The sequence below is a fragment of the Sphingomonas jejuensis genome, from assembly GCF_011927695.1.
In the GTDB taxonomy this organism is placed as follows: Bacteria; Pseudomonadota; Alphaproteobacteria; order Sphingomonadales; family Sphingomonadaceae; genus Sphingomonas_K; species Sphingomonas_K jejuensis.
Genome location: NZ_JAATJE010000001.1, coordinates 176,816 through 203,387, shown reverse-complemented (window position 1 = coordinate 203,387; position 26,572 = coordinate 176,816). Strand labels below are relative to the sequence as shown.

General features: G+C 69.0%; 21 protein-coding genes. 10 read left to right on the top strand and 11 right to left on the bottom strand.

What is annotated here, in order from left to right; genetic code table 11:
• Nucleotides 1-88 precede the first annotated feature (88 nt).
• The 3 genes from GGR88_RS01065 (at nucleotide 89) to GGR88_RS01055 (ending at nucleotide 1,949) form a co-directional block, all read left to right on the top strand.
• Entirely contained in the window at nucleotides 89-763 is a 675-nt protein-coding gene (locus tag GGR88_RS01065; RefSeq protein ID WP_167952127.1) for a hypothetical protein, read from the top strand.
• 53 nt (nucleotides 764-816) lie between these two features.
• Nucleotides 817-1,365: a hypothetical protein gene (locus tag GGR88_RS01060; protein WP_167952125.1), complete on the top strand. Its 549-nt coding sequence runs from the start codon at nucleotides 817-819 to the stop codon at nucleotides 1,363-1,365.
• Nucleotides 1,366-1,547: 182 nt separating this feature from the next.
• On the top strand, nucleotides 1,548-1,949 hold the full coding sequence (locus GGR88_RS01055; RefSeq protein WP_167952123.1) for a DUF1801 domain-containing protein: 402 nt from the start codon (nucleotides 1,548-1,550) through the stop codon (nucleotides 1,947-1,949).
• A gap of 587 nt (nucleotides 1,950-2,536) precedes the next feature.
• On the opposite strand, the gene GGR88_RS01050 is transcribed toward GGR88_RS01055, so the two are convergent.
• The 3 genes from GGR88_RS01050 to GGR88_RS01040 all read right to left on the bottom strand — a co-directional run bounded on the left by GGR88_RS01050 (nucleotide 2,537) and on the right by GGR88_RS01040 (nucleotide 6,289).
• On the bottom strand, nucleotides 2,537-4,222 hold the full coding sequence (locus GGR88_RS01050; protein WP_167954266.1) for a DEAD/DEAH box helicase: 1,686 nt from the start codon (nucleotides 4,220-4,222) through the stop codon (nucleotides 2,537-2,539).
• A gap of 48 nt (nucleotides 4,223-4,270) precedes the next feature.
• Nucleotides 4,271-5,452, bottom strand: coding sequence for a BaiN/RdsA family NAD(P)/FAD-dependent oxidoreductase (locus tag GGR88_RS01045; RefSeq protein WP_167952121.1), 1,182 nt, complete (start codon nucleotides 5,450-5,452; stop codon nucleotides 4,271-4,273).
• 81 nt (nucleotides 5,453-5,533) lie between these two features.
• Nucleotides 5,534-6,289, bottom strand: a complete 756-nt coding sequence (locus GGR88_RS01040) for a 3'-5' exonuclease (RefSeq protein ID WP_167952119.1) — start codon at nucleotides 6,287-6,289, stop codon at nucleotides 5,534-5,536.
• Between the two features lie 123 nt (nucleotides 6,290-6,412).
• Here GGR88_RS01040 and GGR88_RS01035 point away from each other — a divergent pair, with 123 nt between their 5' ends.
• The 4 genes from GGR88_RS01035 (at nucleotide 6,413) to GGR88_RS01020 (ending at nucleotide 14,549) form a co-directional block, all read left to right on the top strand.
• Nucleotides 6,413-7,162, top strand: coding sequence for an ImuA family protein (locus GGR88_RS01035; protein ID WP_342449682.1), 750 nt, complete (start codon nucleotides 6,413-6,415; stop codon nucleotides 7,160-7,162).
• Complete coding sequence (locus GGR88_RS01030) at nucleotides 7,077-9,641, top strand: DNA polymerase Y family protein (protein WP_245196403.1); 2,565 nt, start codon at nucleotides 7,077-7,079, stop codon at nucleotides 9,639-9,641. Before GGR88_RS01035 ends, GGR88_RS01030 begins: the two co-directional genes overlap by 86 nt.
• A 5-nt stretch (nucleotides 9,642-9,646) precedes the next feature.
• Nucleotides 9,647-12,991 (top strand): error-prone DNA polymerase, encoded by a 3,345-nt coding sequence (locus tag GGR88_RS01025; RefSeq protein WP_167952117.1) that lies wholly within the window; start codon nucleotides 9,647-9,649, stop codon nucleotides 12,989-12,991.
• Between the two features lie 94 nt (nucleotides 12,992-13,085).
• Entirely contained in the window at nucleotides 13,086-14,549 is a 1,464-nt protein-coding gene (locus tag GGR88_RS01020; RefSeq protein WP_167952115.1) for an ABC transporter substrate-binding protein, read from the top strand.
• On the opposite strand, the gene GGR88_RS01015 is transcribed toward GGR88_RS01020, so the two are convergent.
• Nucleotides 14,550-15,287, bottom strand: a complete 738-nt coding sequence (locus GGR88_RS01015) for a metallophosphoesterase family protein (RefSeq protein WP_167952113.1) — start codon at nucleotides 15,285-15,287, stop codon at nucleotides 14,550-14,552. It abuts the gene before it with no gap.
• Nucleotides 15,288-15,376: 89 nt separating this feature from the next.
• Here GGR88_RS01015 and GGR88_RS01010 point away from each other — a divergent pair, with 89 nt between their 5' ends.
• On the top strand, nucleotides 15,377-16,372 hold the full coding sequence (locus tag GGR88_RS01010; protein ID WP_209023166.1) for an NADPH:quinone oxidoreductase family protein: 996 nt from the start codon (nucleotides 15,377-15,379) through the stop codon (nucleotides 16,370-16,372).
• Nucleotides 16,373-16,387: 15 nt separating this feature from the next.
• On the opposite strand, the gene GGR88_RS01005 is transcribed toward GGR88_RS01010, so the two are convergent.
• From GGR88_RS01005 to GGR88_RS00995, 3 genes are all read right to left on the bottom strand, one after another.
• The gene (locus GGR88_RS01005; protein WP_167952111.1) at nucleotides 16,388-17,071 is read right to left on the bottom strand and encodes an energy transducer TonB; all 684 of its coding nucleotides are present in this window, start codon (nucleotides 17,069-17,071) and stop codon (nucleotides 16,388-16,390) included.
• A 173-nt stretch (nucleotides 17,072-17,244) separates the two neighbouring features.
• Nucleotides 17,245-18,591 (bottom strand): alkaline phosphatase PhoX, encoded by a 1,347-nt coding sequence (locus GGR88_RS01000; protein ID WP_245196402.1) that lies wholly within the window; start codon nucleotides 18,589-18,591, stop codon nucleotides 17,245-17,247.
• A gap of 194 nt (nucleotides 18,592-18,785) precedes the next feature.
• Nucleotides 18,786-19,199, bottom strand: a complete 414-nt coding sequence (locus tag GGR88_RS00995; RefSeq protein WP_209023165.1) for a hypothetical protein — start codon at nucleotides 19,197-19,199, stop codon at nucleotides 18,786-18,788.
• Nucleotides 19,200-19,383: 184 nt separating this feature from the next.
• Between GGR88_RS00995 and GGR88_RS00990 the strand changes: the two genes are divergently transcribed.
• Nucleotides 19,384-20,541, top strand: coding sequence for a helix-turn-helix transcriptional regulator (locus GGR88_RS00990; protein WP_167952109.1), 1,158 nt, complete (start codon nucleotides 19,384-19,386; stop codon nucleotides 20,539-20,541).
• On the opposite strand, the gene GGR88_RS00985 is transcribed toward GGR88_RS00990, so the two are convergent.
• Together GGR88_RS00985 and GGR88_RS00980 are read right to left on the bottom strand one after the other, a co-directional pair.
• Nucleotides 20,484-21,104 carry a YbhB/YbcL family Raf kinase inhibitor-like protein gene (locus GGR88_RS00985; protein ID WP_167952107.1) on the bottom strand — a complete coding sequence of 207 codons (621 nt, stop codon included), beginning with the start codon at nucleotides 21,102-21,104 and terminating at the stop codon, nucleotides 20,484-20,486. The genes GGR88_RS00990 and GGR88_RS00985 overlap by 58 nt on opposite strands.
• Before the next feature lie 52 nt (nucleotides 21,105-21,156).
• Complete coding sequence (locus tag GGR88_RS00980) at nucleotides 21,157-22,515, bottom strand: M24 family metallopeptidase (RefSeq protein ID WP_167952105.1); 1,359 nt, start codon at nucleotides 22,513-22,515, stop codon at nucleotides 21,157-21,159.
• A gap of 73 nt (nucleotides 22,516-22,588) precedes the next feature.
• Here GGR88_RS00980 and GGR88_RS00975 point away from each other — a divergent pair, with 73 nt between their 5' ends.
• A complete protein-coding gene (locus GGR88_RS00975) occupies nucleotides 22,589-24,823 on the top strand; it encodes a penicillin acylase family protein (protein ID WP_209023164.1) in 2,235 nt (744 codons plus the stop codon).
• 36 nt (nucleotides 24,824-24,859) lie between these two features.
• On the opposite strand, the gene GGR88_RS00970 is transcribed toward GGR88_RS00975, so the two are convergent.
• On the bottom strand, nucleotides 24,860-25,636 hold the full coding sequence (locus GGR88_RS00970; protein WP_167952103.1) for a FadR/GntR family transcriptional regulator: 777 nt from the start codon (nucleotides 25,634-25,636) through the stop codon (nucleotides 24,860-24,862).
• Between the two features lie 46 nt (nucleotides 25,637-25,682).
• Nucleotides 25,683-26,540 carry an SMP-30/gluconolactonase/LRE family protein gene (locus tag GGR88_RS00965; protein ID WP_167952101.1) on the bottom strand — a complete coding sequence of 286 codons (858 nt, stop codon included), beginning with the start codon at nucleotides 26,538-26,540 and terminating at the stop codon, nucleotides 25,683-25,685.
• Nucleotides 26,541-26,572 lie beyond the last annotated feature (32 nt).

Below are 26,572 nucleotides of genomic sequence, written 5' to 3'. Positions count from 1 at the left end.
GGAGACGTGGCCGCCGTGATGATGGCCTCACCCGCTCCGTCCTCGTCGCGGATGTTGCCAGCTCCTCGGCTGCGCCTCATGAAGCGACATGGACTTCATGAAATGGCTCAACTCGCTGGACGAGCTGCTCTACGAAGTCATGAGCTGGCTGCTCTTCCTGCCGTTGACGCTCGCCCGCGCCACGTTTCGACCAGCGCACCTGATGGATGAGGTGGAGCGGCAGGCAAGCTTGCCGGATGAGGAGCAATATGGGGACATCCTCAGCCCGCCATTGTTCCTGACCCTCGTTCTCCTTCTCGCGCATGCGGTGTCGACTGCACTCGGACAGACCGACCTCATCATCGAAAACCAGCGCGGGTTGGCATCGCTTGTTGATGACAACGCCACTGCCCTTCTCCTGCGTGTCGTCGTGTTTGCGGGCTTCCCGCTGTTTCTGGCGGCACGGATCGTGCGGCTGAGCGGCAACCGGCTCAACCGGCTCACGCTTCGCCGGCCCTTTTATGAACAATGCTACCCCGCCGGCGTCTTCGCACTTGGGGTGAGTATCGGCACCAGCCTGTTCAACGTCGGCGGCACAATGATGCGGGAGGCTGGAGCAGTGCTGATCGGCACCAGCCTGATCAACTTCGTGGTGGTGGAGACTTTGTGCTTCGCGCGCCTCGCAGATGTGAACCACCTGCGCGGACTGGCAAATGTCATGCTTGGCTTGCTTCAGGGCACTCTGTTTCTCCTGGCTCTCGGCTTTCTATTCGCCCCGCGATAGACCGCCAGAGAAGAGAGGCTTAGGATCAGCAGGACTCGGCCGGGAGTACTGCCATGCGCACGCTGTTCATCAGGTCCTGCTTTGTCCTGCTGTTGACCACGTCAGCGCCAGTCCTTGCTCAAAGAACCGGCCTTGAGGATCTGGTCGGTGCTCGCGCGGGCCAGGCAGAAGGGGAACTTCAACGTCGGGGCTATCGCAACACCGGTGGCGAGCAGGGCGATGATCGCAGCTACACGAAATGGTGGAATGCCGATCGCCGGCAATGCGTGCAGATCGCGACCATGGATGGGCGCTATGCCTCGATCACCGCGACGCCGGCCCCGGACTGCCGCCAGCAGGCAGATCAGCGCTCCCCTCAACGAAGGCCATCTTGGGGGGGCCGGACAAACCCGGCGGGACAGGTCGCCAGCGGCGACCTTCCCGGCATCTGCAAGGGCCAGGCAGCGGTCGCCTTTGATCAGCGTCCGAGCGATGTCACGACAAACCAGCCCATCCGTTCGCGGAACGGCGCGACCGTTTCCGGCTGGTTCGATGCCGGCCGGCGGACGACATTCTTCACCTGCCGCTTCGACGAGGATGACCGCTTCTTGAGCGTGCGTTGACCGGAAGGCACCTGTCGCGCCTCTGGCATCGGTCGCGCCTAGCTGGATTCTCGCGCCCAGGAGCTTGCTGTTCCCAGTGCGACCGGGCCGTATCCCTCGGCCCCGCCAGCCTCAGCTTCTTCAGGACCGGCGCCGCCTGAACAGCCCTCGAACCCTGCCGCTTCGTAGATTATGCTGCAAGAATGGCTGAGAACAAGACCAAGGCGACCGACGCTCCAGTTGGGGCGTTCCTCAACGGGGTCGCGCTTGAAGGGCGGCGCAACGATGCATGGCGCCTGGCCGGGATGATGGCCGAGGAGACCGGCGAGCAGCCGGTCATGTGGGGCAACTCCATCGTCGGCTTCGGCGATCACCACTACCGCTATGCCAGCGGACGCGAGGGCTCCATCTGCCGGGTCGGCTTCAGCCCGCGCAAGTCTGCGACAGTGCTTTATCTGAGCTGCGATCTCGACCAGCTCCAATCGATTCTTGATCGACTTGGCCCGCATGAGCGGGGTGTCGGCTGCCTCTACATAAAGCGGCTCGACGCAATCGACGATGATGTGCTGCGCGAACTTATCAGGGTCGCCTGGGTGCAGCGGTAGCTTCGGGCGGCGAGCACCAGCAATTCGTCGGCGACGCTGCCTGGCAGCATTCTTCTGCGGCCGGCATCGTGGCGCCAGGTCCCCACTCTCCATGGCAGGCTCCACCACCGCCGATGCTGATGATCTTCCTTGCCGGTGTGTCCGCGACGTTGCTTTCGTCAGGGCGTGACCGGCCACCGCCGACCCCTGTTCCTCAGGAAATTGAAGGCACCTGTCGCGCCTCTGGCATCGGCCGCGCCTTTCTCGAGCAGTCTCGGGCCCAGCAGCTTCCTTTTCCCAGTGCGACCGGGCCGTTTCCATCGGTCCCGCCAGCCTCAGCTTCTTCAAAACCGGTGACGCTGATGCGCAGATCATCTTCAGCGGGCGCTCGGGGCATCCGACGGGCTTCGAGGTCGAGCTGACCGTGGTCGGCAACCAGCCCGCGCGCGAGACGATCTCCGGACGCTGCCTGCGTGCCGAGCCACATTTCATCATGTGCCGCGCGATCTTTGAAGAAGACGGCGTGCGAAAGGGCATCGCCCTCAGCTACGGCCTTCCGTCCGTCGGCGTCCGGTAGGAAGGCAACCCTCCCACCGGATCGGCCGCGCCTACCGCCGGCCCCGCGCCGGCCGCATCGGGCGGGCGCCATGCCGGGCGGGCGGCGGGCCGGTGCGGCGGCCGCGCTGCGGACGGGCACCGCCCTCCACCGCCTCGATCGCCAGGCCGTCCTCGCCTTCCTGCCCCGCCGACCGCTGCAGCGACTGGCTGAACCGGCCGGCCGCCGCGCGCGGGATCTCGAACAGCGTCTCGTTGGCCTCGATGCGGATCGCGCCGATCTCCGCGCGCGTCACATGCCCGCGCCGGCAAAGCAGCGGCAGGATCCAGCGTGGATCGGCATTCTGCCGCCGGCCGACGTTCAGCCGGAACCAAACCGTGTCGTCGAACCCCGGGCGATGCCCCTCGTCGCGCGCCGGTGCCGGGCCGCGGTCGACCAGATCCTCCGGCGACGGCAGCGACGCGCGGTGCGCCCGCACCAGCGCGGCGGCGATGTCCTCCGGCGACCGTTCGGCCAGCAGCTTGGCTGCGATCGCGCGGTCCTCCTCGTCCATCTCCGTGGCCGGCGCCAGCAGCGCCGTCAGCAGCCGTTCGCGGTCCTTCTCGCGGATCGCGTCGGCGCCCGGCGCGTCCACCCAGTTGAACGGGATGCGCGCGCCGCGCAGCACGCCTTCGACGCGCTTGCGCCGCGGATAAGGGACGACCAGCACGGCCGTGCCCTTCTTGCCCGCACGCCCCGTCCGGCCGGACCGGTGCTGCAGCGTCTCGGCATCGCGCGGCAGCTCCACATGCACCACCAGGGACAGGGTCGGCAGGTCGATGCCGCGCGCCGCCACGTCGGTCGCCACGCACACCCGCGCGCGCCGGTCCCTCAGCGCCTGCAGCGCATGGTTGCGCTCCGACTGGCTGTGCTCGCCGGACAGCGCCACGGCCGAAAAGCCGCGCTCCACCAGGCTGGCGTGCAGGTGGCGCACATTGTCGCGCGTCGCGCAGAACAGCATGGCCGTCTCCGCCTCGTGAAAGCGCAGCAGGTTCACCACGACATTCTCGATGTCGGACGGGGCCACCGCCACCGCCTGATAATCGATGTCGCCGTGGCCGCGGTCCTCGCCCGCGGTGGCGATCCGCAGCGCGTCCTTCTGGTATCGCTTGGCCAGCGCCACGATCGGGCGCGGCAGCGTGGCGGAAAACAGCAGCGTGCGCCGCGCCTCGGGCGTGGAATCGAGGATCTCCTCCAGATCCTCGCGAAAGCCCATGTCGAGCATCTCGTCGGCTTCGTCGAGCACCGCGACGCGCAGGTTCGACAGCACCAGCGATCCACGCTCCAGATGGTCGCGCAGCCGCCCGGGCGTGCCCACCACGATGTGCGCGCCGCCGGACAGCACGCGCCGCTCGCGGCTGGCGTCCATGCCGCCAACGCAGGTCGCGATGCGCGCACCCGCCGCCTTGTACAGCCAGTCGAGCTCCTTGCTGACCTGCAGCGCCAGCTCGCGCGTCGGCGCGATCGCCAGCAGCAGCGGCGCGCCCGGTGCCGGCATCCGCCCTTCCTCGCCCAGCAGCTGCGGTGCCGCCGCCAGGCCGAACGCCACCGTCTTGCCCGACCCCGTCTGCGCGGACACGATCAGGTCGCGGCCGGCCGCGTCCTCGGCCGTCACGGCGGCCTGGACCGGCGTCAGCGATGGGTAGCCGCGCGCGGCGATCGCCTCGGCGAGAAGCGGGGGGAGATGTTCAAAGGCCATGGTCACCTGAAAAATACAGGGCCGGGACGATTGCGGCAACGGATCGGGTCAGATCGCCTGTCCCGCCGCCCAGCCGCTCGCCCAGGCCCATTGGAAATTATAGCCGCCCAGCCAGCCGGTCACGTCCACCGCCTCGCCGATGATGTGGAGCCCGGGCACGGTCCGCGCTTCCATCGTCTTTTGCGACAATTCGTCGGTCGACACGCCGCCGGCGGTGACCTCGGCCTTCGCATAGCCTTCGGTGCCCGTAGGCGTGAAGCGCCAATCGCGCAATCGCTGCGTCGCTGCACGCAATCGCTTGTCCGGCAGGTTCGCGAGCTCGCCGTCCAGCGCGAGCTGCTCGTCCAGCGCTCCGGCCAGCCGGTCGGGCAGCTTTTGCGCAAGCACGCTCCGGACGGTCGCCCGCGGCCGCGCGGCCTTGGCCTCCAGCAACAGGTCGTCGCCCGGCGCGTCGGGCAGGAAGTCGATGCCGATCTGCTCGCCGTGCCGCCAATAGGATGACGCCTGCAGGATCGCCGGGCCGGACAGGCCGCGATGTGTGAACAGCGCCGCTTCGCGGAACCGCGCGCGTCCCGCCGCCGCCACGATCTCGGCGGCGACACCCGACAGCGACCGGAACAGCGCCTGGTCCTCGCCCAGCGTCATCGGCACCAGTGCCGGCCGCGGCTCCACCAGCTTCAGGCGGAACTGCTTGGCCAGCCGGAACGCCAGATCGGTCGCGCCCATCTTGGGGATGGACGGGCCGCCCGTCGCGATCACCAGCCGCTCGGCCGCGACCCGCTCGGATCCGACCGTCACCTCGAAGCCGCCATCCGTTACGGCTACGTCACGAACTGCCTGTCCCAGCGTCAACTTGACCCACATGTCCGGGCACTCCGCCCACAACATGTCCACGATCTGCTTGGCCGATCCGTCGCAGAACAACTGCCCCAGCGTCTTCTCGTGCCACGCAATCCGGTACCGCTCGACCAGCGCCAGGAAATCGGCCGCCGTGTACCGTCCCAGTGCCGACCGGGCGAAATGCGGGTTGGCCGACAGGTAGCGGTCCGGCGCGGTTCCCAGGTTGGTGAAGTTGCAGCGCCCCCCACCCGAAATCAGAATCTTCTTTCCCGGCCGGTCGGCATGATCGACCAGCAGCACGCGCCGCCCCCGCTGCCCGGCGATGCCGGCGCACATCAGCCCCGCCGCCCCCGCGCCCAGCACGATCGCGTCATACCGCGCCGTCACCATGCGGCACGCCCCTGGTCAGCCCGGACTGTCATGAAGCCGCTCGTGTAGCAGCACCGGCGATCCGCCACCACCGCGGCCGCGTCAGAACAGACGGGCCTGCGGCTCGGGCGCCGCTTGCCGGGGCTGCCCGCTGCGTCTGGCGACCTCTTCCAGGGCTGAATAGCGCACGTCCGTATCCTTGTCCGACACGAAGCGCTGAAGCAGCGCATCGTCCAGCTCGTGCCAGCTCCGGCCACGTTCCGGACCATAGGGGACGCGCGGCAACAACCCCGGCAGGGCGTTCCACCCGACAAGCGTCGACACACTCACTTCGGCAAGCATGTCGCGCAGGTGATGGGCCGTCACATAAGCGTCCGGAAATGCCCTGTGTGCCGGCAGACCGGTCTGATGATCGAGGCCGGTCGGATCACGCCAGTACCGAAGCACCTGGTTCGAAAAGGAGGGGCTGTCGGGCCAGATCCTCAGCGCGCCCTTCCAGGTGCAGATCCAGTCCGCGCCGCCGGTGAGCGCGGGTGTGCAGAAGCGCTGCTCGAAGCTTGCGCGGTGCGCGGCGAAGGCGAGCGGCCTGGGCTCCTCGCGAAGCACCTGGGCAGCCGCCGCCTCCCATGTCGGAGCACCGGCGACATCCTGATCGCGGATATGGTGCACAGCCATCGTCACGGCGGGGATCGGCTTTTGCGGATCGACATAGAGCGCGCCACGCCGGTCCAGCGCCACGTGCCAATCTCCGTCGTCGCCCAAGATCACATCCTGCCAACCGATCTCAACGACACGGTCGCCTGGCGGCCGCGATCCCGTTGTTTCCAGATCGACGACGCGGACAAAGGGCTGTGTCATGCCCCCGATATGGTTGGGCAGTGGCGAAAAGCGAACGGCTTGCGCGCTTTGCACAAGCTTGCAGACACTTGACCGGCGACAAGCAACCAGAACAAAATAAGAACATATCAGAAGCGAGTCGCCGTGTCCGATCCTGTTCAATCGATTGCCGATCTGCGCGAAGCCCTTTGCGCCATCACCGGCAGTGCGCGGACCAGTCCGGTTCTGCCATTCGGCGTGCCTCAGCTCGACAGCCGGCTGGCCGACGGTGGATTAAGGCTCGACGCCTTGCATGAGCTCTCCTCGCTCGGCTCCGGCTGGGGAGACGATGCTGCCGCAGTCCTCTTCGCAGCAGGTATCGCCGCCCGCACGGATGGAGATGTTCTCTGGGTGGTCCGATCGCGCGATCTGTTTGCCCCCGGCCTGTACCAGGCGGGCCTGGCACCCTCCCGGGTCATCTATGCCGAGGCGCGCGACGATGCAGAACTGCTGGCATTGCTGGAGGACGGACTGCGGCATCGGGGGCTAGGAGCCGTCGTCGGGGAAGCCAGGCGCGTGCAGATGGGACAGGCGCGCCGGCTCCAGCTTGCAGCCGAAGGAGGTAACACGGTTACGCTGCTGCTCCGGCGCCCCGGGCGTGACGGAGCCGATCCGCTTGCCATACCTTCGGCTGCAGTGACGCGCTGGCGCATCGCGCACGCGCCTTCGGTTCCGGTGCCATGGAACGGGCTGGGACGGCCGTGCTGGCATGTTGAATGCGTCCGCCAGCGTGGCGGGGAGCGGTTCGAACTCATGGTGGAGGGCTCCGATGAAGCGGGTCGCCTCGCTCTACCTGCCCAGTTGGTCAATCGACCGGCTGCGCAGGATCGAGCGCCGGCGCGCGCCGTCGGCTGAGGCCGATAGCCGCGCCGCCTTTCATGCCATCGGAGCTGATGCGGCGGCCGAACGCGCGCAGCAATGCTCCGTGCCCAAACAGGGTGGCTGGCGGCCAGGCGCGCGATGGGCACGAAATGATCCCGACAGCACCGGCAACGGCCTTGCCGAGACACGCACCCAAGTGGAGCAGGCGATCGAGGCCATGCCGGCTCATCGTCGTCCTCCCCAGCGCGAACTCGGCCGCACCAGCGAGGTGGCCGACAATCCTTTTGGCCGCAAACTGAGCAGACCGCCGGAGGAACGTGTCGCCCCGCCTCTATCCTTGCGCGAGATGGCGCGTCGGACCGAAGCGGCCGAACCGCTGTTTCGTCCGGGAACCCGCGGCTGGATGGGTGAGGATCTGCAGACGGCAGTCAACAGCTTGCCTGCTCATCAGCGCCCCCGCTCCGGCGAGCTGTCGCGAAAAACCGAGGTGCTGGAAAATCCGTTTCGGCTTTCGCCCGACGATGTCGGACCAAATCTGCGGCATGGCCGCCCGGACGTACCACCACTGCGCTTTCCTGGTGAGGATGCGCCGGCCAAGTCGGGTCGCGGAGCCGCCTTGCGCGACGACGGGGCAAAACGGGATCGCCATCGCAACCAGGCGCCATCGATCGCCCGTCTTGCCGATCTGCCCACAATGCGTGGCACGTGCGAAGACGTGACGGTACGCCGCGCAACCACGTCACAGCGCCGCAGCGCCCGCGACGGTCATGGGGGTGAAGCTGGCTATGTCGCACCGCCCAATCTGGGGCAGAGCCTGAAGCAGTTGGCGGCAATGCCTGCCGTTCAATTTCCTGGTGAGGGCCCTCACCCCGACAATCATGGCCGCAGCGCGCCAACAGCCCCGACCTACGGACAGGGACGCTTCTTCCAGACCGGCCGGACGCTCGCGAGTGTGGTGTCTCGCGTCTGCCAAGCGGATGAGCCCGACAGCTTCGAGCGGACCGACCACGAAGAACCGCCGCTTGTGACCACGCGCAAATGCGGGTCGCGGGTGGATGTGGCGGCCGCCAACATGGCTGCGCTGTCACTCGGCATCGGTCCGGGTACAGCCTTGACGATGGCGCGGGCACAACTGCCCGGGCTTGAGGTTCGAGAGGCGGATCCGGAGGGTGACGCCGCTGAACTCGCGGCTCTGGCGGAGCGTCTGGCACGACGCTGGGCACCGATCGTCGCCATCTCCGATGCGGACGGGCTGTTCATCGATCTGACCGGCGTCGGGCATCTCCATGGCGGCGAAGCCGGCTTCTGCCGCAAGGTTCTTCGTCTGCTGAAACGACACGGCATCGCGGCCCGTGTCGCGGTGGCGGACACGGCGGGTGCGGCGTGGGCAATTACCCGCTTTGCACAGGGTTCCGCCCACATTCTGCCACCGGGTACCCAGCAAGATGCTTTGGCGCAGCTGCCTGTTGCTGCGCTTCGCCTTGACCCGGCAACCCTGGAATTGCTTGCCCGGCTGGGCATCGACAGGATCGAGCAGCTGACCGCCCTGCCCCGGGCCCCGTTGGTGCGTCGTTTCGGTCGCCTGGTTGCGGATCGCATCGATCAGGCGCTTGGGCGTTTGCCGGAGCCGCTGGTCCCCGTGGACCTGCCCACGCGCGTGATGGTGGAGCAGCGCTTTGCCGAGCCGATCGCGACAGCAGAGGCGATCGCGCATTGGCTTGGCGTGCTCATGGAGCGCATGGGCGAAGAGTTGGCAAAGACGGGCCAAGGTGCCCGCTTGGTCGAGATGGTGGCTGCGCGCATTGATGGCGTGCCGCAGCGCCTGAGGCTCGGTTTTGCGAGACCTACGCGCGACGTTGCACACATGCTGCGCCTCACGCTGCGACGCATTGAAGAGATTGAACCCGGCTACGGCATCGATGCCATAAGCCTTCTGGTCAGGCGCGCCGATCCGCTTGGCCCGCAAACGCTTTCACCTGAACTCGCGGAACAGGCCCGGCCTGACATCGCGCCATTGATCGATACGCTCGCCAACCGCATCGGCACGGCAAGGCTGTGGCGGGCTGCACCTGTGGAAAGTGAGGTGCCTGAGCGCTCTTGGACCTGCACCGCACCTTTGGGAACGGCTCGCGACAAGTCACACTCTTTGCAGGTCGACGATGTTCGGCGCCTGGATGCAAGCGCGCCCGATCATCCATGGCATCCGCGTTGGCCGCGCCCCGTGTTGCTGCTGCAACGACCCGAGCGCATCGACCATGTGCTTGCCGAGATGCCCGATCAGCCGCCCAGGCGCTTCACTTGGCGTGGCACGACACACCGGGTCATCCGCGCAGAAGGACCTGAACGCGTGGCCGGCGAATGGTGGCGCCGCGCCGCCGAGCGTGAGGCGGTGCGCGATTATTTCCGGGTGGAGGACGATGCGGGACAGCGTTTCTGGCTGTTTCGGCGCGGCGATGGCATGCGTTCGGAAACCGGCGATCTCAGCTGGTTCCTGCACGGGCTTTGCGGCTGAGTGCGATGGCCTATTCCGAACTTCAGGTCTCCAGCCACTTCTGCTTTCTGCGCGGCGTGTCGTCGTGCGAGGAACTGTTCTCGACGGCATCGCTGATGGGCATGCCGGCCATGGCCATCACCGATCGAAACTCGGTGGCCGGCATTATCCGCGCCATGGTCATGGCAGAGCAGGTGTCTCGCCAGCATGCTCCCATTCGGCTTGTTGTCGGATGCCGGCTTGATCTCGTCACCGGCACCTCGCTCCTGGTCTGGCCACAAGATCTGGCGGCGTGGAGCCGGCTCACTCGCCTCCTCACCATCGGCAAGGCGCGTGCCCGATCGCAGCACGGCGAAAAAGGCCGCTGCTTTCTGCACTGGGACGACGTGGCCGGACATGCCGAGGGTCTCGTCGCCGCGCTTGTTCCCGGAGACGACGGTGCGCACGACGGCGACCTCAGGTGGATGGCAGAGTTGTTCGGCGCGGGCTCGGGCGACGAGAGAGGCCATGTCTGCCTGACCCAGCGGCGGCGGCCCGACGATGCGCGTCGCCTGCACGAAGCCGCCACGGATGCACGGCGCTTTGGCCTGAAGCCGATCGCGACCGGCGACGTGCTCTACCACAGCCCCGAACTGAGGCTGTTGCAGGATGTGGTGACGGCCATCCGCGAAAAGACCACCATCGACGACCTGGGGTTGAAGCGCGAACGATCGGTCGATCGCTGCCTGCAGCCGCCCGAGGAGATGGCGCGCCGCTTTGCCCGTTATCCGGACGCGCTGTCGGCCGTCGAGGCGGTGGTGGAGCGCTGCACCTTCACCCCGCGCGACCTGCGCGATCAGTATCTCTACCCCGAAGAAGCGGTGATGGTGGGACAGACGCCGCAGCAGGCGCTGGAGAAGCTTGCCACCCGGGCGCTCAACCAACGCTTCAACGGAGCGCCGCCGGAGGCTTATCGCGACCTGCTGGTCAAGGAGCTCGGCCTGGTCGCCAAGCTGAGCTACGCGGCATACTTCCTGACCGTTCATTCGATCGTCGAGTTCGCGCGCAGCCAGGACATCCTCTGCCAGGGACGCGGGTCGGCTGCCAACTCGGTGATCTGCTTCGTGCTGGGCATCACCTCCATCGATCCGGTCGAGCACAAGCTGCTGTTCGAACGGTTCCTGTCGGAGAACCGGGCGGAGCCGCCCGACATCGACATCGACTTCGAGCATGAGCGCCGCGAGGAGGTGATCCAGTGGATCTACGACACCTACGGCCGTGACCATGCGGCGATGACGGCGGTGGTCAGCCGGTTCCGCGCGCGCGGCGCCGTGCGCGAGGTGGGCAAGGCGCTTGGCCTGTCGGAAGACATGACGGCCGCGCTGGCCGGACAGATCTGGGGGTGGTCGGAAGAAGGCGTGGCTGACCGCCATGTTGACGCTTTGAACCTGGATCGGGGCGATCCGCGCCTGGCCCTGACGCTGGAGCTTGCCCGCAAGCTGATCGGCACGCCGCGCCACCTGTCCCAGCATCCCGGCGGGTTCGTGCTGACGCGCGACCGGCTGGACCAGCTGGTCCCGATCGAGCCCGCATCCATGCCCAACCGCCATGTGATTGAATGGGAAAAGGAGGATGTGGAGGAAGCCGGCATGATGAAGGTCGATATCCTCGGCCTTGGCATGTTGGGCTGCATGCGGCGCGCCTTTGACCTGCTGGCCACGCACAAGGGCATCGCCCTGACCCTTGATCATCCGGACCTGCAGACGGACGATCCGGCAACCTTCCGGATGATCCAGAAGGCGGACACGCTGGGCGTCTTCCAGATCGAGAGCCGGGCGCAGATGGCGATGCTGCCGCGGATGCTGCCCAAGGAATTCTACGACATCGCCATCCAGGTCGCCATCGTGCGCCCCGGCCCCATCCAGGGCGACATGGTGCACCCGTACCTGAAGCGGCGCGAGCAGAAGCGGAAGAACCCGGACATCGAGTTCGACTATCCGAGCCCCGCGCTGAAGGCGGTGCTGGAGAAGACGTTCGGCGTGCCCCTGTTCCAGGAGCAGGCGATGAAGGTCGCGATCGAGGGCGCCGGCTTCACCCCGGCCCGCGCCGACGAGCTGCGCAAGGCCATGGCGACGTTCAAGTACACCCAGGGCGTCGGGCAGTTCAAAACCGAACTGATCGAAGGCATGGCGGAGAGGGGCATCGGCCCCGAGTTCGCCGAGCGGCTGGTGAAGCAGATCGAAGGGTTCGGATCCTACGGCTTTCCGGAAAGCCATGCGGCGTCCTTTGCCAAGATCGCCTACGCATCGAGCTGGATGAAGTGCCATCATCCCGACGTCTTCTGCTGCGCGCTGCTGAACGCGCAGCCGATGGGCTTCTACGCGCCCGCGCAGATCGTCCGCGACGCGCGCGAGCACGGCGTGGTCATCGAACCGGTGTCGGTGCTGCACAGCAGCTGGGACTGCCACCTGGTGCAAGGCGACGCCCCGCCGCCAGCCGCCGCGTCGGCGTCGGCGTCGGCGAACAGCGTCCGCCTGCCGCTGCGGCTTGGCATGCGGATCGTGCACGGGCTGTCGGAACTTGATGCCGCACGCATCATCGCCGCCCGTGGCATGGCGCCGTTCCGGTCGGTCGAGGACCTGTGGCGGCGGTCGGGCGTGCCGCTGGCGACGCTGGAGAAGCTGGCCAAGGCCGATGCGTTCCGCGCGATGGGGCTGGACCGGCGACAGGCGCTGTGGGCGATCCGTGGCTTGGGCGAGAAGCCGCTGCCCCTTCTGGAAGCGGCGGAGCGGCGCGAGGAGCCGGTCAGCCTCGTCCCGCTGACCGCCGGACGCGAGGTGGTGGAGGATTACCGCGCGACGCAGCTGACGCTGCGCAAGCATCCGCTGTTCTTCCTGCGGGACGCGCTTACGCGCCAGCGGGTCGTTCCGTGCGGCGACCTTCGCCACATCAAGGACGGCCGCCGCGTCGAGGTGGCCGGCATCATCCTGGTCCGCCAGAAGCCGGGATCGGCCAAGGGCGTGCTGTTCATCACGGTGGAGGATGAAACCGGGGTGGCCAACATCATCCTGTGGCCCGACCGGTTCGAGGCGCAGCGCACGGTGGTGATGTCTTCGGCGATGATCAGCGTGACCGGGGTGGTGCAGCGCGAGGGCGAGGTCATCCATGTGATCGCCGATCGCATCCACGATCGCACGGCGATGCTGCGCGAGGTGGGGGACATCGACATGCCGCGGCTGACGAGCCCGAGCGACGGCGCGACCCACGCCGGCGCCCCCGACCGCGGCGAGCCCGGATGGAAGCCGCGCGTGCGCAGCGATTACCACCCGCCGTTCCGCAACGGCTGCGATCCCGAAGACGTGATCCCCATCAAGAGCCACGACTTCCACTGAAGCCCGAAGCAATCCGCCACATCGCGCGGGCGCAACGCCATCGCCATGCGCCCTTCTTCTTCCGAACGGGGGGATGAGCCGCTAGGGTCGGGCGATGCCGCGCCTCCTTCTTATGACGCTCGCCGCGCTGGCGGTTGCGGGCTGCGGGCCCCGCAGCGACGATGGCCCGATCAATGTCGCCCTGATCGGCCCGAGCCCGCGCCTGGCCGATCCGAACGACGGAGCGCTGTCGCCGCCGACCCGCGTCCTGTTGTCGGCGGTGTCGCAGGGCCTGGTCGCCTTCGATGCGGCCGGCCAGATCGAGCCGGCGCTGGCCGAGCGCTGGATGGTGACGGACGACGGCCTCAGCTACATCTTCCGCCTGCGCGAGGCCCGCTGGCCGGACGGCGAGCGGGTCACCGCCCGGCAGGTCCAGCGCGGGTTGCGGCGCGCGCTCGCCCGATCAAGCGACAACGTCATGAAGCCCGCACTCGAGGCGATCGAGGATGTCGTGGTCGTCACGCCGCAGGTGATCGAGATCCGGCTGCGGACCGCCCGCCCGCCTTTGCTGGAGCTGCTGGCCCAGCCGGAGCTGTCGCTGCTCGGCGCCAACGGCGGTGCCGGGCCGTTCCGGATCGCGGCACCGACCGGCGACCCGTTGCGGCTGGAGCCGCTGCCCGACCCCACCGCGCCCGACGACAGCGATGCCAGCACCGCGCCCACCCGCGCGCTGCTGCTGTCCGGCGGCCGCGCCGCCATCGCGGTCGCCCGTTTCGTCGCGGGCGAGGCCGACCTGGTGCTTGGCGGCACTGTCGACGACCTGCCTGTCGCGCGGGCGGCGCGGGCGGGAGACAACCTGCTGCGCTTCGATCCCGCGCAGGGCCTGATGGGCCTGCAGCTCGTCACGGCCGACGGCTTCCTGGCGGATCAGGCGAACCGCCAGACGCTGGCGCTCGCGCTCGACCGGGCCCGGCTTGCCGCCGCATTCTCCGTTCCGGGCTGGGGTGCCGTCGAGACGGTGCTGCCGGAATCCTATCGATCGGCCGCGCCGCCAACCATCCCCGCCTGGGCGGCCGTTCCGGCGGCGCAGCGCCGCGCCCTCGCGCGGGAACGGGTGCAGACCTGGACGGCCGCGAACGGCCCCGTCCCGCCGATCCGGATCGCCATGCCGTCCGGACCCGGCGGAACGGTGCTGTGGGGGCTGATCGCCAGCGACCTTCTGGACGTCGGCTTGCAGGCCGAACGCGTCGCGCCGGGCGAAGCAGCGGACCTGCGCTTCGTGGATGCGGTGGCGCCGGCGGGCAGCGCGATCTGGTATCTGTCCGGCCTCGGCTGCGCACCCGACGCCTGGTGCGACCCGCGTGTTGCCGAAGCGCTCGCCAATGCGCGCCGTGCCACCACGCTGGCGCAGCGCGGCATATCGCTGGCGGCCGCGGACCGGGCGCTGGCGGAGACGGCCAGCCTTATCCCGCTTGCCCGCCCGATCCGTTGGTCGCTGGTGTCACCGCGGCTGCGCGCCTTCACCACCAACGCGCAGGCGGTGCACCCGCTCTACCACCTCATCTCGCGGACGCGCTGATCACCCCGCCATCGTGCGGACGGTGACACTGATGCTGCCGTCCGCGCCCACCCGGATGTCGTTGAACGAGGCCGGCGTGTCGCGAGTTCGCCGGCTGAGCGTTCCCGCGCCGATCATGCGGACGCTCCGGCCACCGATGTCGACGGCGATGTCGAAGGGATCATGGACATGGCCCGAAAGCACGGCGTCCGCACCGGCGGCGGCGAGCGCGGCCAATGCGCCCTTCCCACCCCGCGTGTTGGCGCTGGCGCGCGTATCGGCCTCCATCAGCGGGTGGTGGCAGGCGACGATCACCGCGTGGTCGGCTGGTGCAGCCTCCACCAGCGCGAGGGACTCGGCCAGCCGGGGCCGGGTCACATTGCCCTTGGACCAATCGAAGCGAAGCTGCGCGCGCGCCGTGGTCCGCAGCGGCACAACCGTGACGCTTTTCAGGTCGAGCGGCTTTTCCACCATCTGCTCCACCGCGAGATAGCGGCGGTAGGGGCGCAGCAGGCGACGGATGGGATTGTAGTAATAGGGAATGTCGTGGTTGCCGACCTCCACCGACACCGGCACGCCGAGGCCCGACAGGAACGCGCTTGCCGCCTCGAACTCCGATTTCTTGGCGCGCATGGTGAGATCGCCGGTCATTACAACACCGTCGGGCCGCTCGTCCCGGACGACGGTGCCGAACCAGGCGATCGCCTCGACATCCTCGGCGCCGAAGTGAATATCGCTGACGTGGAAAAAACGGGTCATCGGTGGCGAACGTCTCGACAGTTGCGGGGTTGCCTTGTGGCCCCCGGGATGGCTGCCGTCCATGACCGCAACAAGGCGAGGGTGAACCGATGAAGGCATTGCTGTCGATCGAGGCCGGTGGACCGGACATGCTGACGCTGACCGAGATCGACGACCCGGTGCCGGGCGCAGGACAGCTGCTGGTGCGGGTCGAGGCGACTGCGATCAACTATCCCGACGTGCTGATCATCGAGGACAAGTACCAGATGCGGCCGCCGCGCCCGTTCGCGCCGGGTGGCGAGATCGCCGGGGTGGTGGAGGCGGTCGGCGACGGGGTGGACGGCTGGGCGGCCGGCGACCGGCTGTTCGCGGTGATCGGCCATGGCGGGCTGGCTGAAAAGGCGCTGGTGGATGCCCGCGCCGCCCAGCGGTTGCCGGAAGGCCGCGACGCGGGCGAGGCCGCGGCGCTCCTCCTGACCTATGCCACCGCGATCCACGCCCTTGTTGATCGCGGGCGGCTGACGGCGGGGCAGACGCTGCTGGTGCTGGGCGCCGCCGGCGGGGTCGGCATCGCCGCCATCGAGATCGGCAAGGCGCTGGGCGCAACGGTGGTGGCGGCCGTCTCGTCCGACGACAAGGCCGCGGCCGCGCGGGATGCCGGGGCCGACCGGACGCTGGTCTATCCGGCGGGACCGTTCGACACGGCGGGATCAAAGGCGCTGGCCGATGCCTTCAAGCAGGCCGTCGGCGCGGGCGGCGCGGACGTGGTGCTCGACCCGGTCGGCGGCGCCTATGCCGAGCCGGCGCTCCGCGCGATTGCCTGGGAGGGACGCTATCTGGTGGTCGGGTTCCCGGCCGGCATCCCGAAGCTGCCGCTCAACCTGACGCTGTTGAAGAGCTGCGACGTGTGCGGGGTGTTCTGGGGCGCGTTCGCCGCGCGCGATCCGAAGGCGAACGCCGCCCATGTCGAGCAGCTGATGCGCTGGTGGGCCGAGGGGCGCATCCGGCCGCGGGTCGAGCGGCGCTGGCCGCTGGCGGAGGGCGGCGCGGCCATCGCCCACATGGCCGCGCGCAAGGCGGTGGGGAAGCTGGTCGTCACGCCCTGACGACCAGCCCGCCCGTCATTCGGCCGGGATGCGCCAGACCACGCGACGCGATGCGCTGGAGCGGATCGGCGCGCCGGTCGCATCGAGCGCGGGGTCGTAGCGGCCGCGGCGCGTGATCGCCTGGCAGGCGGCGCGGTCGAGGTCCGGCGATCCGCTGGACGCGACCACCGTGCAGTTCTCGACCCGGCCCGCCGTGCTGATCTCCCACCGGATGCTGCTGGTGCCGGAGCGCTCCTCCCTGAGCGCGCGGGCGGGATAGTCGGCATCGGAGATCCAGGCCGCGGGGTTGCCCTTCGCGGCGGCCGACCGGACGATCGTCTGCTCGACCGGTGGCAGCACCTCCGGCGCCGTGCCGGTGCCGTTGCCGGTCACCTCGGGAAGCGGGGTCGGGCGCAGCGGCGGCAGCTCCGTCGTCGTGAGCGTCTGGTTGGGCGACGGCGGCTGGATCCTGGGCAGGGGCACGCTGATCGGTTCGGCGGGACGCGGCGCCTCCTGCTGCCGCTGAACCGGCTCCGGCTGCTGCGGCGGCGGGGGCGGGGCGATCGGGATGTTGGACGTTTGCAGCGTCGGCGGCGCGTCATCGATGATGAAGCTGCCGGCAAGGCCGGTCAGAAGCGCGTAACCGACGCCCACATGCACGATCGCGACAAGCGCGAGGCTGCGGGTCCGGCTGGTGGCATGATGGTCGGCGTAGGGCATCGCAGGACACTCCTCTCCATGCCCCGCATTGACGGGAAAGAGGCGTGTCGCCGGGGCGACCTGCCGCCCGCCTGCCGCCCGCGTCTCCTGCACGGATCAGGGCCGGATGAGGCTATCACAGTCGGCCGGGCCGACAAGGTGCCAATCCGTCCCGGATCGGGAATGCCGTAGCGTCAGTCGGCGATCGGACGATCGTCGAACCGCTGCCAGGGACCGGTGATCGCCAGCGTGTGGCCGGGGCGGTAGATGTTCAGGAACATGACCTGCCCGTCCGGCGAGAAGCACACGCCGGCGGTCTCCGGCTGGTCAGGCAGCGCGACGCGGCCCACCGTGTAGGTCGCGCCGGCCGGCGTGATGCCCTTCAGCCGGTTGTCACGGACGTCCGTATACTGATCCTCGCACACCATCAGGTGATTCCAGGGCGTGATCGTCAGGTTGTCGCCATAGTCGAGCACATCGTGGCTGCCGGATTCCACGAAATTCTGGATCCGGTCCTCGCCCGGCACATAGCGCATGATCTGGCCGAGATTGGCGGCCCCGCCCGAGGTGCAGGTGAAGTAGAGCTCGCCACGGCCGAAGTGGATGCCCTCCCCACGGGCGAAGCGCGCGGCACCGGCGGCGGCACCACGCAGGCGCAGGTCGTCGCCATCGGCATCGGTGCCGTCGAGCTCGATCCAGCGGACCGACCGCCAGCTCCGGGGCGCGAACGGATCGGTGCCGGCGGCGTTGCGGGTGTCGCGCGCACCGTCGACAAACGCCAGCGCCTGTAGCCGGCCGCCGGCCGCCAGCCGGCGCCGATCGTCGGGGAGGAAGCGGTAGAAGAGGCCGTCCTCCTTGTCCTCCGTCAGGTAGACGATGCCGCTGGCAGGATCGATGGCGGCCGCCTCGTGCTTGAAGCGGCCAAGCGCGCGCAGCGGCACGGGCGGCGCCGTACCGCGGCCGGCGGCCGGAACTTCGAACACATAGCCGTGCGGGCGGGCGCCATCGATGACGATCTCCTCGCAGGTCAGCCAGCTTCCCCACGGCGTCTGGCCGCCGGCGCAGTTGACCGCCGTTCCCGCCAGGCTGAGATGCTGGCGCTCCACCCTGCCGCTGCGCGGGTCAAAGAGGACGGTGGTGGTGCCGCCCGGCAGCGGGCGTCCATCGTCCGCGCGATCATAGGCCGCGACACCCGCGGCGTCGGGCGTCTCCGCAAAGGCCCCGAGTGCGGTCTGCGCCGGCTTCAATTCGTGGTTGCGCACGAGCGCCACACGCCCGCCGCCGGCGTCGAAACAGCCCATGCCGTCCATGTTGCCCGGCACGATGAGGCCATCGTCCATGACCTGCCCCGCCGACGACACGATCCGATAGGTGAAGCCCCGGGGAAGGTCGAAGAGGCCGGCGGGATCGGGCACCAGTGGCCCGTAACCGTTGACCTGCGCGGCGACGGTGCCGCCGGCGTCCGCCGGTCGACGCGCGCAGCCTGCAAAGGCGAGCGACGCGCCGCCCGCGAGCATCGCGCGCCTGGAAACCTCGATCATCGTCGCCTCGCCACAGCACCGACGCGCCGATCGCGTCGGCGGTCAGATGGCGGCGGTGGCGACGAGGCGCAAGGTGGCCGGGCACACCGGATCGGCGCAGGGTCGGTGCGCAGATCCGATGGCCCGGCCGGGTTGTGCCGGCCTCCCCAAGCCGGCACCGCGTCGCGCGGCGCTGAGCAGCCGCGGAGGCGACCCTAGCGGCTTTCGAGCTCCGAGATTTCGAGGCGGGCGCGTTCCGTTTCGGACCGGCCGTAGGTGCCCACCCAGATCTCGTAGCGGCCATCCTTGGGATCGTTGAAGCGGACGGACGGGTTCATCCCCTCCCCACTGTCGTCGTCGCAGTACCAGCGGCCGTCGGGCGCGTTCACGACCAGCGTGGTGTCCGCATCCGAATCGACCGAGATGATCAGCGGCAGGCTGCCGGCTTCGAAGCGCAGCCGCACATCGGGCGCATTGGAGATGTAGCCCCGGCAATTCTCATAGCGGTCGCTGGCATCGATGCTGCCGCCTGAGCGCACGGGAATGATGTGCGGGTCAGGCGTGAAGCCGGATTCGAGCCTGATCTCCCCGTAATTGGCCTCGGCGGACGTGTCCTGCGCGAGCGTCATCGCGGGCGCAGCCGCGACACAAAGCATGACCGACAAACGGAGCAGCGTTTTCATTGGTCCCCCTCAACCACGCAACAACCAGGCCGGCGACCCCCGTCGCCGTTCATCCACGTTGTTGAACGCTTCAACGTTAATGAGCTATACCGCAGATGGGATAGGACAGGCGCGTCGAGGGGGGGTCGCCATGTCGTTGGAGCGGTTCAGCCAGACCGTAAGCCTGATCCATGCCGCCGCCGTCGATCCTGCCGCATGGGTCGAAGCCCTTCGTGCCATGGAGGACCTGACCGGCAGTGCCGGGGCGACCCTCAACCTCGTTCCGACCGGGCGCCACCCCGGCATGGTGCTGGCCGGCCGCATCACCGCCGAGCAATGTGCGGAATACGCCCGCGACTACATGGCGATCTGCCCGCGAACGGCCTGGCTGAAGCACAATGCGCCGGTCGACTATCTGGTCGACGCCATGGTGATGACCGAAGCCGAGATGGACCGCGATCCGGTCTATGCATGGCTGGCGCCGCAGGACCTGCGCTACTTCATCGGCAGCATGCTTCCGGCGATCCCCGGCTACAGCCCGAACATCAGCCTGCAGCGAAGCCGGCGGCAGGGGCATGTCCAAGGGGACGAGCTTCGCATGTTCCTTCTGCTGCGCCACCATGTCGGGCAGGCGCTGTCATGCTCCCGCACGATCGGGATGCTGGACGCAGGCGCACGGGCAAGCCGCCACCTGATCGACGGCCTGCGCCAGGCGGTGCTGCTGCTGGATGGGCTGGGACGGCTGCTGTTCGCCAACAGGGCGGCGGAGCGGATGCTGTCGGCCCAGACACCCTTTGTGACGACCGGCGGCGCGCTGCTGCCGACGCGGACCGCCGATCGGCCGCGCTTCGCCCAGCTGCTGAAAGATGCGCTGTCACCTACGGGACATGCGGGCGGATGGATGCGAACGGCGGGCGCGGAGGGCGTGATGGCGCTGTTCGTGGCGCCGCTGCCGGGACGGCATGCCGAGGACCTGCCGGGCGAGACCGCCGCCATGGTGGTGGTCCACGATCCCCGGATGGTAGCATCGCCATCCACGACGATGCTGCGCGAGCTGTTCGGGCTGACGCCGACGGAGGCGCGGCTGGCGGTGCTGCTGACGGTCGGCCACGATATCGCGGGCGCCGCGCTGACCCTGGGCCAGGCGCCCGCGACGGCCCGCATCCACCTGAAATCGGTGTTCCGGAAGCTCGGTGTCTCGCGGCAGGCGGAAATGACGGCGCTGCTGGCGGGCATCGGCGCCGCCCCCACTCACGCCATCGCGGGGGACCCGGCGATGCCGATGTCGGCAGGCTCGCCGCGCGAATAGGTGCCGACCAGCAGGCCTGTCGCCAGGACACGACCGGCAAGCGCCTCCACCACCGCCGAGCGGCCAGGATTGCCGGAGAGCGCCACCGCCTCCGACAGGGCGAACAGCTGAAACACATAATCGTGCGAGCCATGGCCGGTGGGAGGATCGGGCGGCAGCCAGCCTTCCCGGCCATAGCTGTTGCGGCCGACATCCTTGCCGCCGTGCGTGCCCCGCCCATCGGCGGCGATCGCGCCTTCCGCCAGGCCGGCCTCCGCTGCGCCAATCGCCCAGACGACGGCATGGACGAGCGGCTGCGGCGCGGGCGCGTCCGGATCCTCGACGATCAGCGCGAACGCGGCGGTGCCGGCAGGCGCCGCGCCCCAGGTGAGCGGGGGCGACACCCCGTCGCCATCGGCGGTGAAGCGGTCAGGCAACCGCGCGCCATCGGCAAAGGCGGGGCTGGCCAGCGAGATCGTCGGATCCGGCAAGGACAGCGCGGGATCCGCGATCACCAGCCGTGCATGCCCGGCGCGTACCGACTTTAGCAGCCCGCCGAGCCAGGCGGGGACATGTTCCAGCATCTCACTCTCCCTCCCCTGCCCCAACCGTCGAGGCGCGGGCGGGTTGCCCCGGTCAGGCGAGCGCGAAGATGCGGTCGCTCGCCAGCCAGCAGGGCGGCAGGCAGAGCGGGGTCGACGACAAAGGCAGCACCGCGTCGGCGACGGCCACGCCCAGCACGTCGCGCATGAAGCGGCGCCGCGCGTCGATGCGATCGGCGACGGCCGGATGACGGGCGCGGAGATCGGCGCGGAGCGCGTCGTCGGCGAAGACCACGCTGTCTTCGCAGTTGAGCGCCCAGCCGGTCGGCATCGGCACCGGGATGACATCCACCTGCATGTGCATGCCGGAGCGGATGCGATGGCGGGAGCCGGGACGCACCGGGCTGTTCGACCATTCCTCATGGCCCGTCAGGTGGCCGGGATTGAGAAGCGAGCGGAGCCCGGCGTCGGCCAGCGTTTCGGTCACGGCGGCATGAAGGGTGCCGCCCTCCACCGCGAGATCGGCGACCTGGTACCAGCGTGCGAGGCCGCGGAAGTAACCGGCCGCCTGCTCCTCGAAGCGATCGTCCGTGTCGGTGACCAGCCCCGCGCGCGCGGTGAGGCCGCCCCACAAGCCGACGGCCGTCGAGGCGCCGTCGCCTTTCGCGATGCGGCGCGGGCCCGGACTGCACAGCCCGTTGACGCCGGCCCCGGCCGCATCGCCCGTCGTCATCATCGCATGGACGTTGAAGGGTTCACCGCGGTAGCGCATGCGTGCCGCCGCCTCCCATTCGCTGTCGCCCGGGCGGACCTGCGACAGGATGCTCCACACCATTTCCGATCCGCGCGCGGCCGCCGCTTCGAAGATCGCGATCTGATCGGCATCGATCAGCGAGCGCTGGCCATGTTCGGGATGGAGAAGGATGTCGGTGCGGTCCACCACCGCGCCGCCGACCCGGCGCAGCGCCTCCACATAGGCGGCGGGCACGAAGGAGGGTGCATCGTCGCCGTCCCATTCCTCCGGCTCCAGATATTTCCAGCCGACCAGCGCGATGCTGTGACCGCGCGCGATGCCGGCGTCGGCCAGCACCTGCGTCAGCCGGGGCGCCTGCGTGCGGTCCTGCCCCATAAGGCTCATGGTCTGCGACAGGCGCACATCGAGGCCCGGCAAGGGCGAGATCGCGGTGTAGGGCACGCATTCGTTGCCGGTGACGATCACGCGCTCGCCACTGCGGCCGAGCAGCAGCAGCGCCTCCTCAAAGCGGGGTTCGAACCCGGACAGGAACATGACGTTGGCGAAATGTTCGCGATCGGCATAGGCGACCAGCCAGTCAGTGCCGGCGGCATCCAGCGCGGCCCGGCAGCGCGCCTCGTAGGTCGCTGCCGGCAGCGGCGGGGGCGCCGCCACGGCGCCAAAATCCGGCAGGCCGATCGACCTCAGCTCAACCTTCACGCTGGCGTTCCTCCATCCTTTTGCTACGCTGACGAATAAATATGATTTTACGCGGACACAAGGCGGGGATGGCATGAGAAAGCGCGCGGGACGGATGCTGGCGGTGCTGCTGATGGCGGGCGTTGCCGCGCCCGTGGCGGCGCAGGACCATGCGCGCCGCGTGACCATCACGCGCGATCATTTCGGCATCGCGCATATCCGCGGCGACACCGACGCCGATGCGGTGTTCGGCATGATCTACGCGCAGGCGGAGGACGATTTCGCGCGCATCGAGCGCAACTATCTGGTGGCGCTCGGCCGGCTGGCGGAGGCGGAGGGTGCCGGTGCCTTCTGGAGCGACGTGCGGCAGCGCATGTTCATCGACCACGATGCTCTACGCCGGGAGGAAGCGGCCAGTCCCGCCTGGCTCCGCGCGCTGACGGCAGCCTGGGCAGCGGGGCTGAACGCCTATCTTGCCGACCATCCGGAGGTACAGGCAAAAGTCCTGACCCGCTTCGAGCCGTGGATGGCGCTCGCCTTTTCGGAAGGAAGCATCGGTGGTGACATCGAGCGCGGCGTCGACCTGGGCCAGCTGCAGGCCTTCTACGAGGGGCAGAGCCGGCCGGTGTCGACGGCGATGGCCGATGCCGGCCGCCTGATCGAACCCAAGGGATCGAACGGCATCGCCATCGGGCCGCAGCGCAGCGCGAGCGGCAACCCGCTCCTCTGGATCAACCCGCACACCAGCTTCTTCTTCCGGGCCGAGCAGCAGGTGCAGAGCGGCGAGGGGCTGGACGTCTATGGCGCGTCCACCTGGGGGCAATTCTTCGTCTACCAGGGGTTCAACCGGCGCATCGGGTGGATGCACACGTCGAGCGGGGTCGACAACATCGACGAGTTCGCCGTGGAGGTGGCGCGGCGGGACGGACGCATGGCGTACCGCTTCGGCAGCGAATGGCGGGCGGTGGCGGAGCGAACGGTCTCGATCGGCGTGCGGCAGGCGGACGGGCGGGTCGCGCCGCGCATGGTGAGGATCCTGTCGACGCAGCATGGGCCGGTCATCCGGGCAGAGGGCGGGCGGTGGATCAGCGTCGCGATGCTGAACAGCCCGCGCGCGGCGCTGGAGCAGAGCTTCCTGCGCACCAAGGCGGCGGACCTGGCGGGCTATCTCGAAGCATCTGACCGGAAGGCGAATTCGTCCAACAACACGATCTTCGCCGCGGCGGACGGCACGATCGCCTATTTGCATCCGCAGTTCGTGCCCGTGCGCGACGGGCGCTTCGATTACACCCGGCCGGTCGACGGCAGCGACCAGGCGACCGCCTGGCGCGGCCTCCATCCGCTGGACCAGCTGCCGCAGGTGGTGCGGCCGGCCAGCGGATGGGTGATGAACACCAACAACCATCCGTGGAGCGCGGCGGGCGCCGACAGCCCGCGCGCGGCGGATTTCCCACGCTACATGGACCAGTTCGGCGAGAACCCGCGCGGCCGCCACGCGACCCTGCTGCTGGAGGGAGACCGCAAGTTCGACCCCCGCACGCTGACCCAGGCCGCGTTCGACCGGTTCCTGCCTCTTTTCTACGAGCAGATCCCGGGCCTGCGCCGCGGCCACGACGCGCTGCCGGCGAGCGATCCCCGCCGCACGGCGCTGGCCGCGCCGCTGGCAATGCTGAACGGCTGGGACCGGCGTTGGGGCGTGATGTCGGAGCCGACCGCGCTGGCGGTGCACTGGGGCGAGGCGCTGTGGGCGAGCGAGGGGCCAAAGGCGGCGGCGGCCAACATGCCCTTGTTCACCTACATGGCGGAGCGCACGACCGATGCCGACCGGGTCGCGGCGCTGGCCGCGGCGGTCGAGAAGATGGAGGCGGCCTACGGCACCTGGCGGATCGCATGGGGGCGGATCAACCGGTTCCAGCGGCTGAGCCCGGCGATCCGATCGGTGTTCGACGATGCGCGGCCGAGCCTGCCGGTCGGCTTCACGTCGGGCAATTTCGGGTCGCTGGCCGCGTTCGGGGTGGAGCGCCAGCCGGGGCAGCGGTGCTTCTACGGCACCAGCGGCAACAGCTTCGTCGCGGCGGTGGAGTTCGCGCCGGACGGTCCGCGCGCGTGGGCGGTGTCGGCGGGGGGCGAAAGCGGCGACCCCCAATCCATCCACTTCGATGACCAGGCGCAGCGCTACGTCACCGGCAACCTCAGGCGCGTGATCCTGACCGACGCGCAGCTCGCCCCCTTTGCGGCCGGCGCCTATCGCCCGGGTGAGCGGCGGCCGCAGACCGCGCGGCGCGCGTCGGCACCGCCGGTCGGCAGCAGCATGTGCGGAGGACTGTAGTCAGCTCCGCGGTGCGGTGCGGGCGCCCCCGAGCGATCAGGGCCGGGGCGGGTGCGATCCGCGGGCGAGCAGCAGATCGAGCGCGCCCTGGATCAGATCGCGCATCTGCACGGCCGCCCGCTCCGCCTGACCCTCGATGATGGCGTCGGCGACCTTCTTGTGCTCCTTGGCGCTGGCGCGCCGCACGCCTTTATATTCGTTGGTCCGGCGGATGGAGAAGCGCAGCGTAGTCTCGGTGAGCCCGGTGAACTGGCGCATGAAGCGGTTGTTGCTCGCCTCCAGCACCGCGATGTGGAACGCGATGTCGGCCGCCAGCGCATCATCCTCGCCCCGGTCGGCGGCGAACATGCGTTCAATCGCCTCCATGATGGCGCGGCGCTGCGGTCCGCTGGCGCTGTGCGCCGCAAGCGTCGCGGCGCGCGGTTCGATGGACATGCGGATCTCGGTGAAGTCGATCAGAAGATCGATCGAGAAGGTCCGCTGCAGCATCCAGTTGAGCACGTCCGGATCGAGCAGGTTCCAGTTGTCTTCCGGCTGCACCACGGTGCCGGCACGCTTGCGGGCAAGCAGCAGGCCCTTTGCCGTCAGCATCTTCACCGCTTCGCGCAGCACCGGCCTGCTGGCGCCGTAGCGCAGGCAGAGCTCGGCTTCCGTCGGGAAGGGCTGTGCCGGGACATAGGCCTGCGTCACGATGGCCCGGCCGAGATCGTCGACGATGCTGGCGGTGAGATTGCGACCGTCCTCGCCCGCGCGCGCGGCAGCGGCGACCGTGACGTCGCCGTCCGGCACAGCAAGATCGTCAAATCTGTCCATCGCCCGCAAGTGTACCGCAGCCGGCCTGTCGCTGTCATGCATCATGTCAGCCGCCGAATGGCACGGGCGCCATGCCGCGGACGCCGGCATCGACCTCGAACAGCGCGCCGCCATGCGCGGACGCATCGTCGTTGAGCGCGGCGGACGTGACGAACAGCCGGTCCAGCGCGGGCCCGGCAAAGGCACAGCTGGTGATGTTCGCCGCCGGCAAGGCGACCGACGTCATGCGCCGACCCGCGGGATCGAAGCGGCTGATCCGCCCCCCGGCCCAGTGCGCCACCCACAGGCAGCCATCGGCGTCGGTGGTCATGCCGTCGGGGTAGCCCCATTCATCCTCGAAGCGGATGTGATCCTCGCGCGGACCGAGCCGGCCGCCCTCCTCCAAGCGGAAGCGGTAGATCAGCCGTGCGGCGCTGTCGGTATGGTAAAGCCAGTCGCCATCCGCGCTGAACGTGGGGCCGTTGGTCACGCCATAGCCATCGTCGACCCGTTCCGGCACGAGGCGCCCATCCATCCGGTAGAAAGCACCGCTCGCGTCCTCGTCGCGGTCGTCCTTGCTGCCGAACCAAAGGCGGCCGGCGCCATCCACCTTCGCATCGTTGAGGCGGTTTTCGGGTCGATCGGCCTCTGGCGCGACGATGGGATCGATCGAGAGCGGGTCCAGCGTGAGAGCGGCGATGCCGCTCTTGAAGCCGGCGAGCAGGTCGCGACGGCCGGCGCGCGGCACGACCCAGCAAATCTTTTCAGGCATCGGCCACGAGCGGATCTTGTGATCGGCGAGCGTCAGCGACCAGAGCCGCTGCCCGACGATGTCGACCCAGAACAGGCTGTCCTCGTCCGGGATCCACGTGGGCCCCTCCCCCAGCACGTCACGCCCTGACCGTTCGATGATGCGATGGTCCATGTCCCCTCCGTCCTCAAATAAATATGATATAA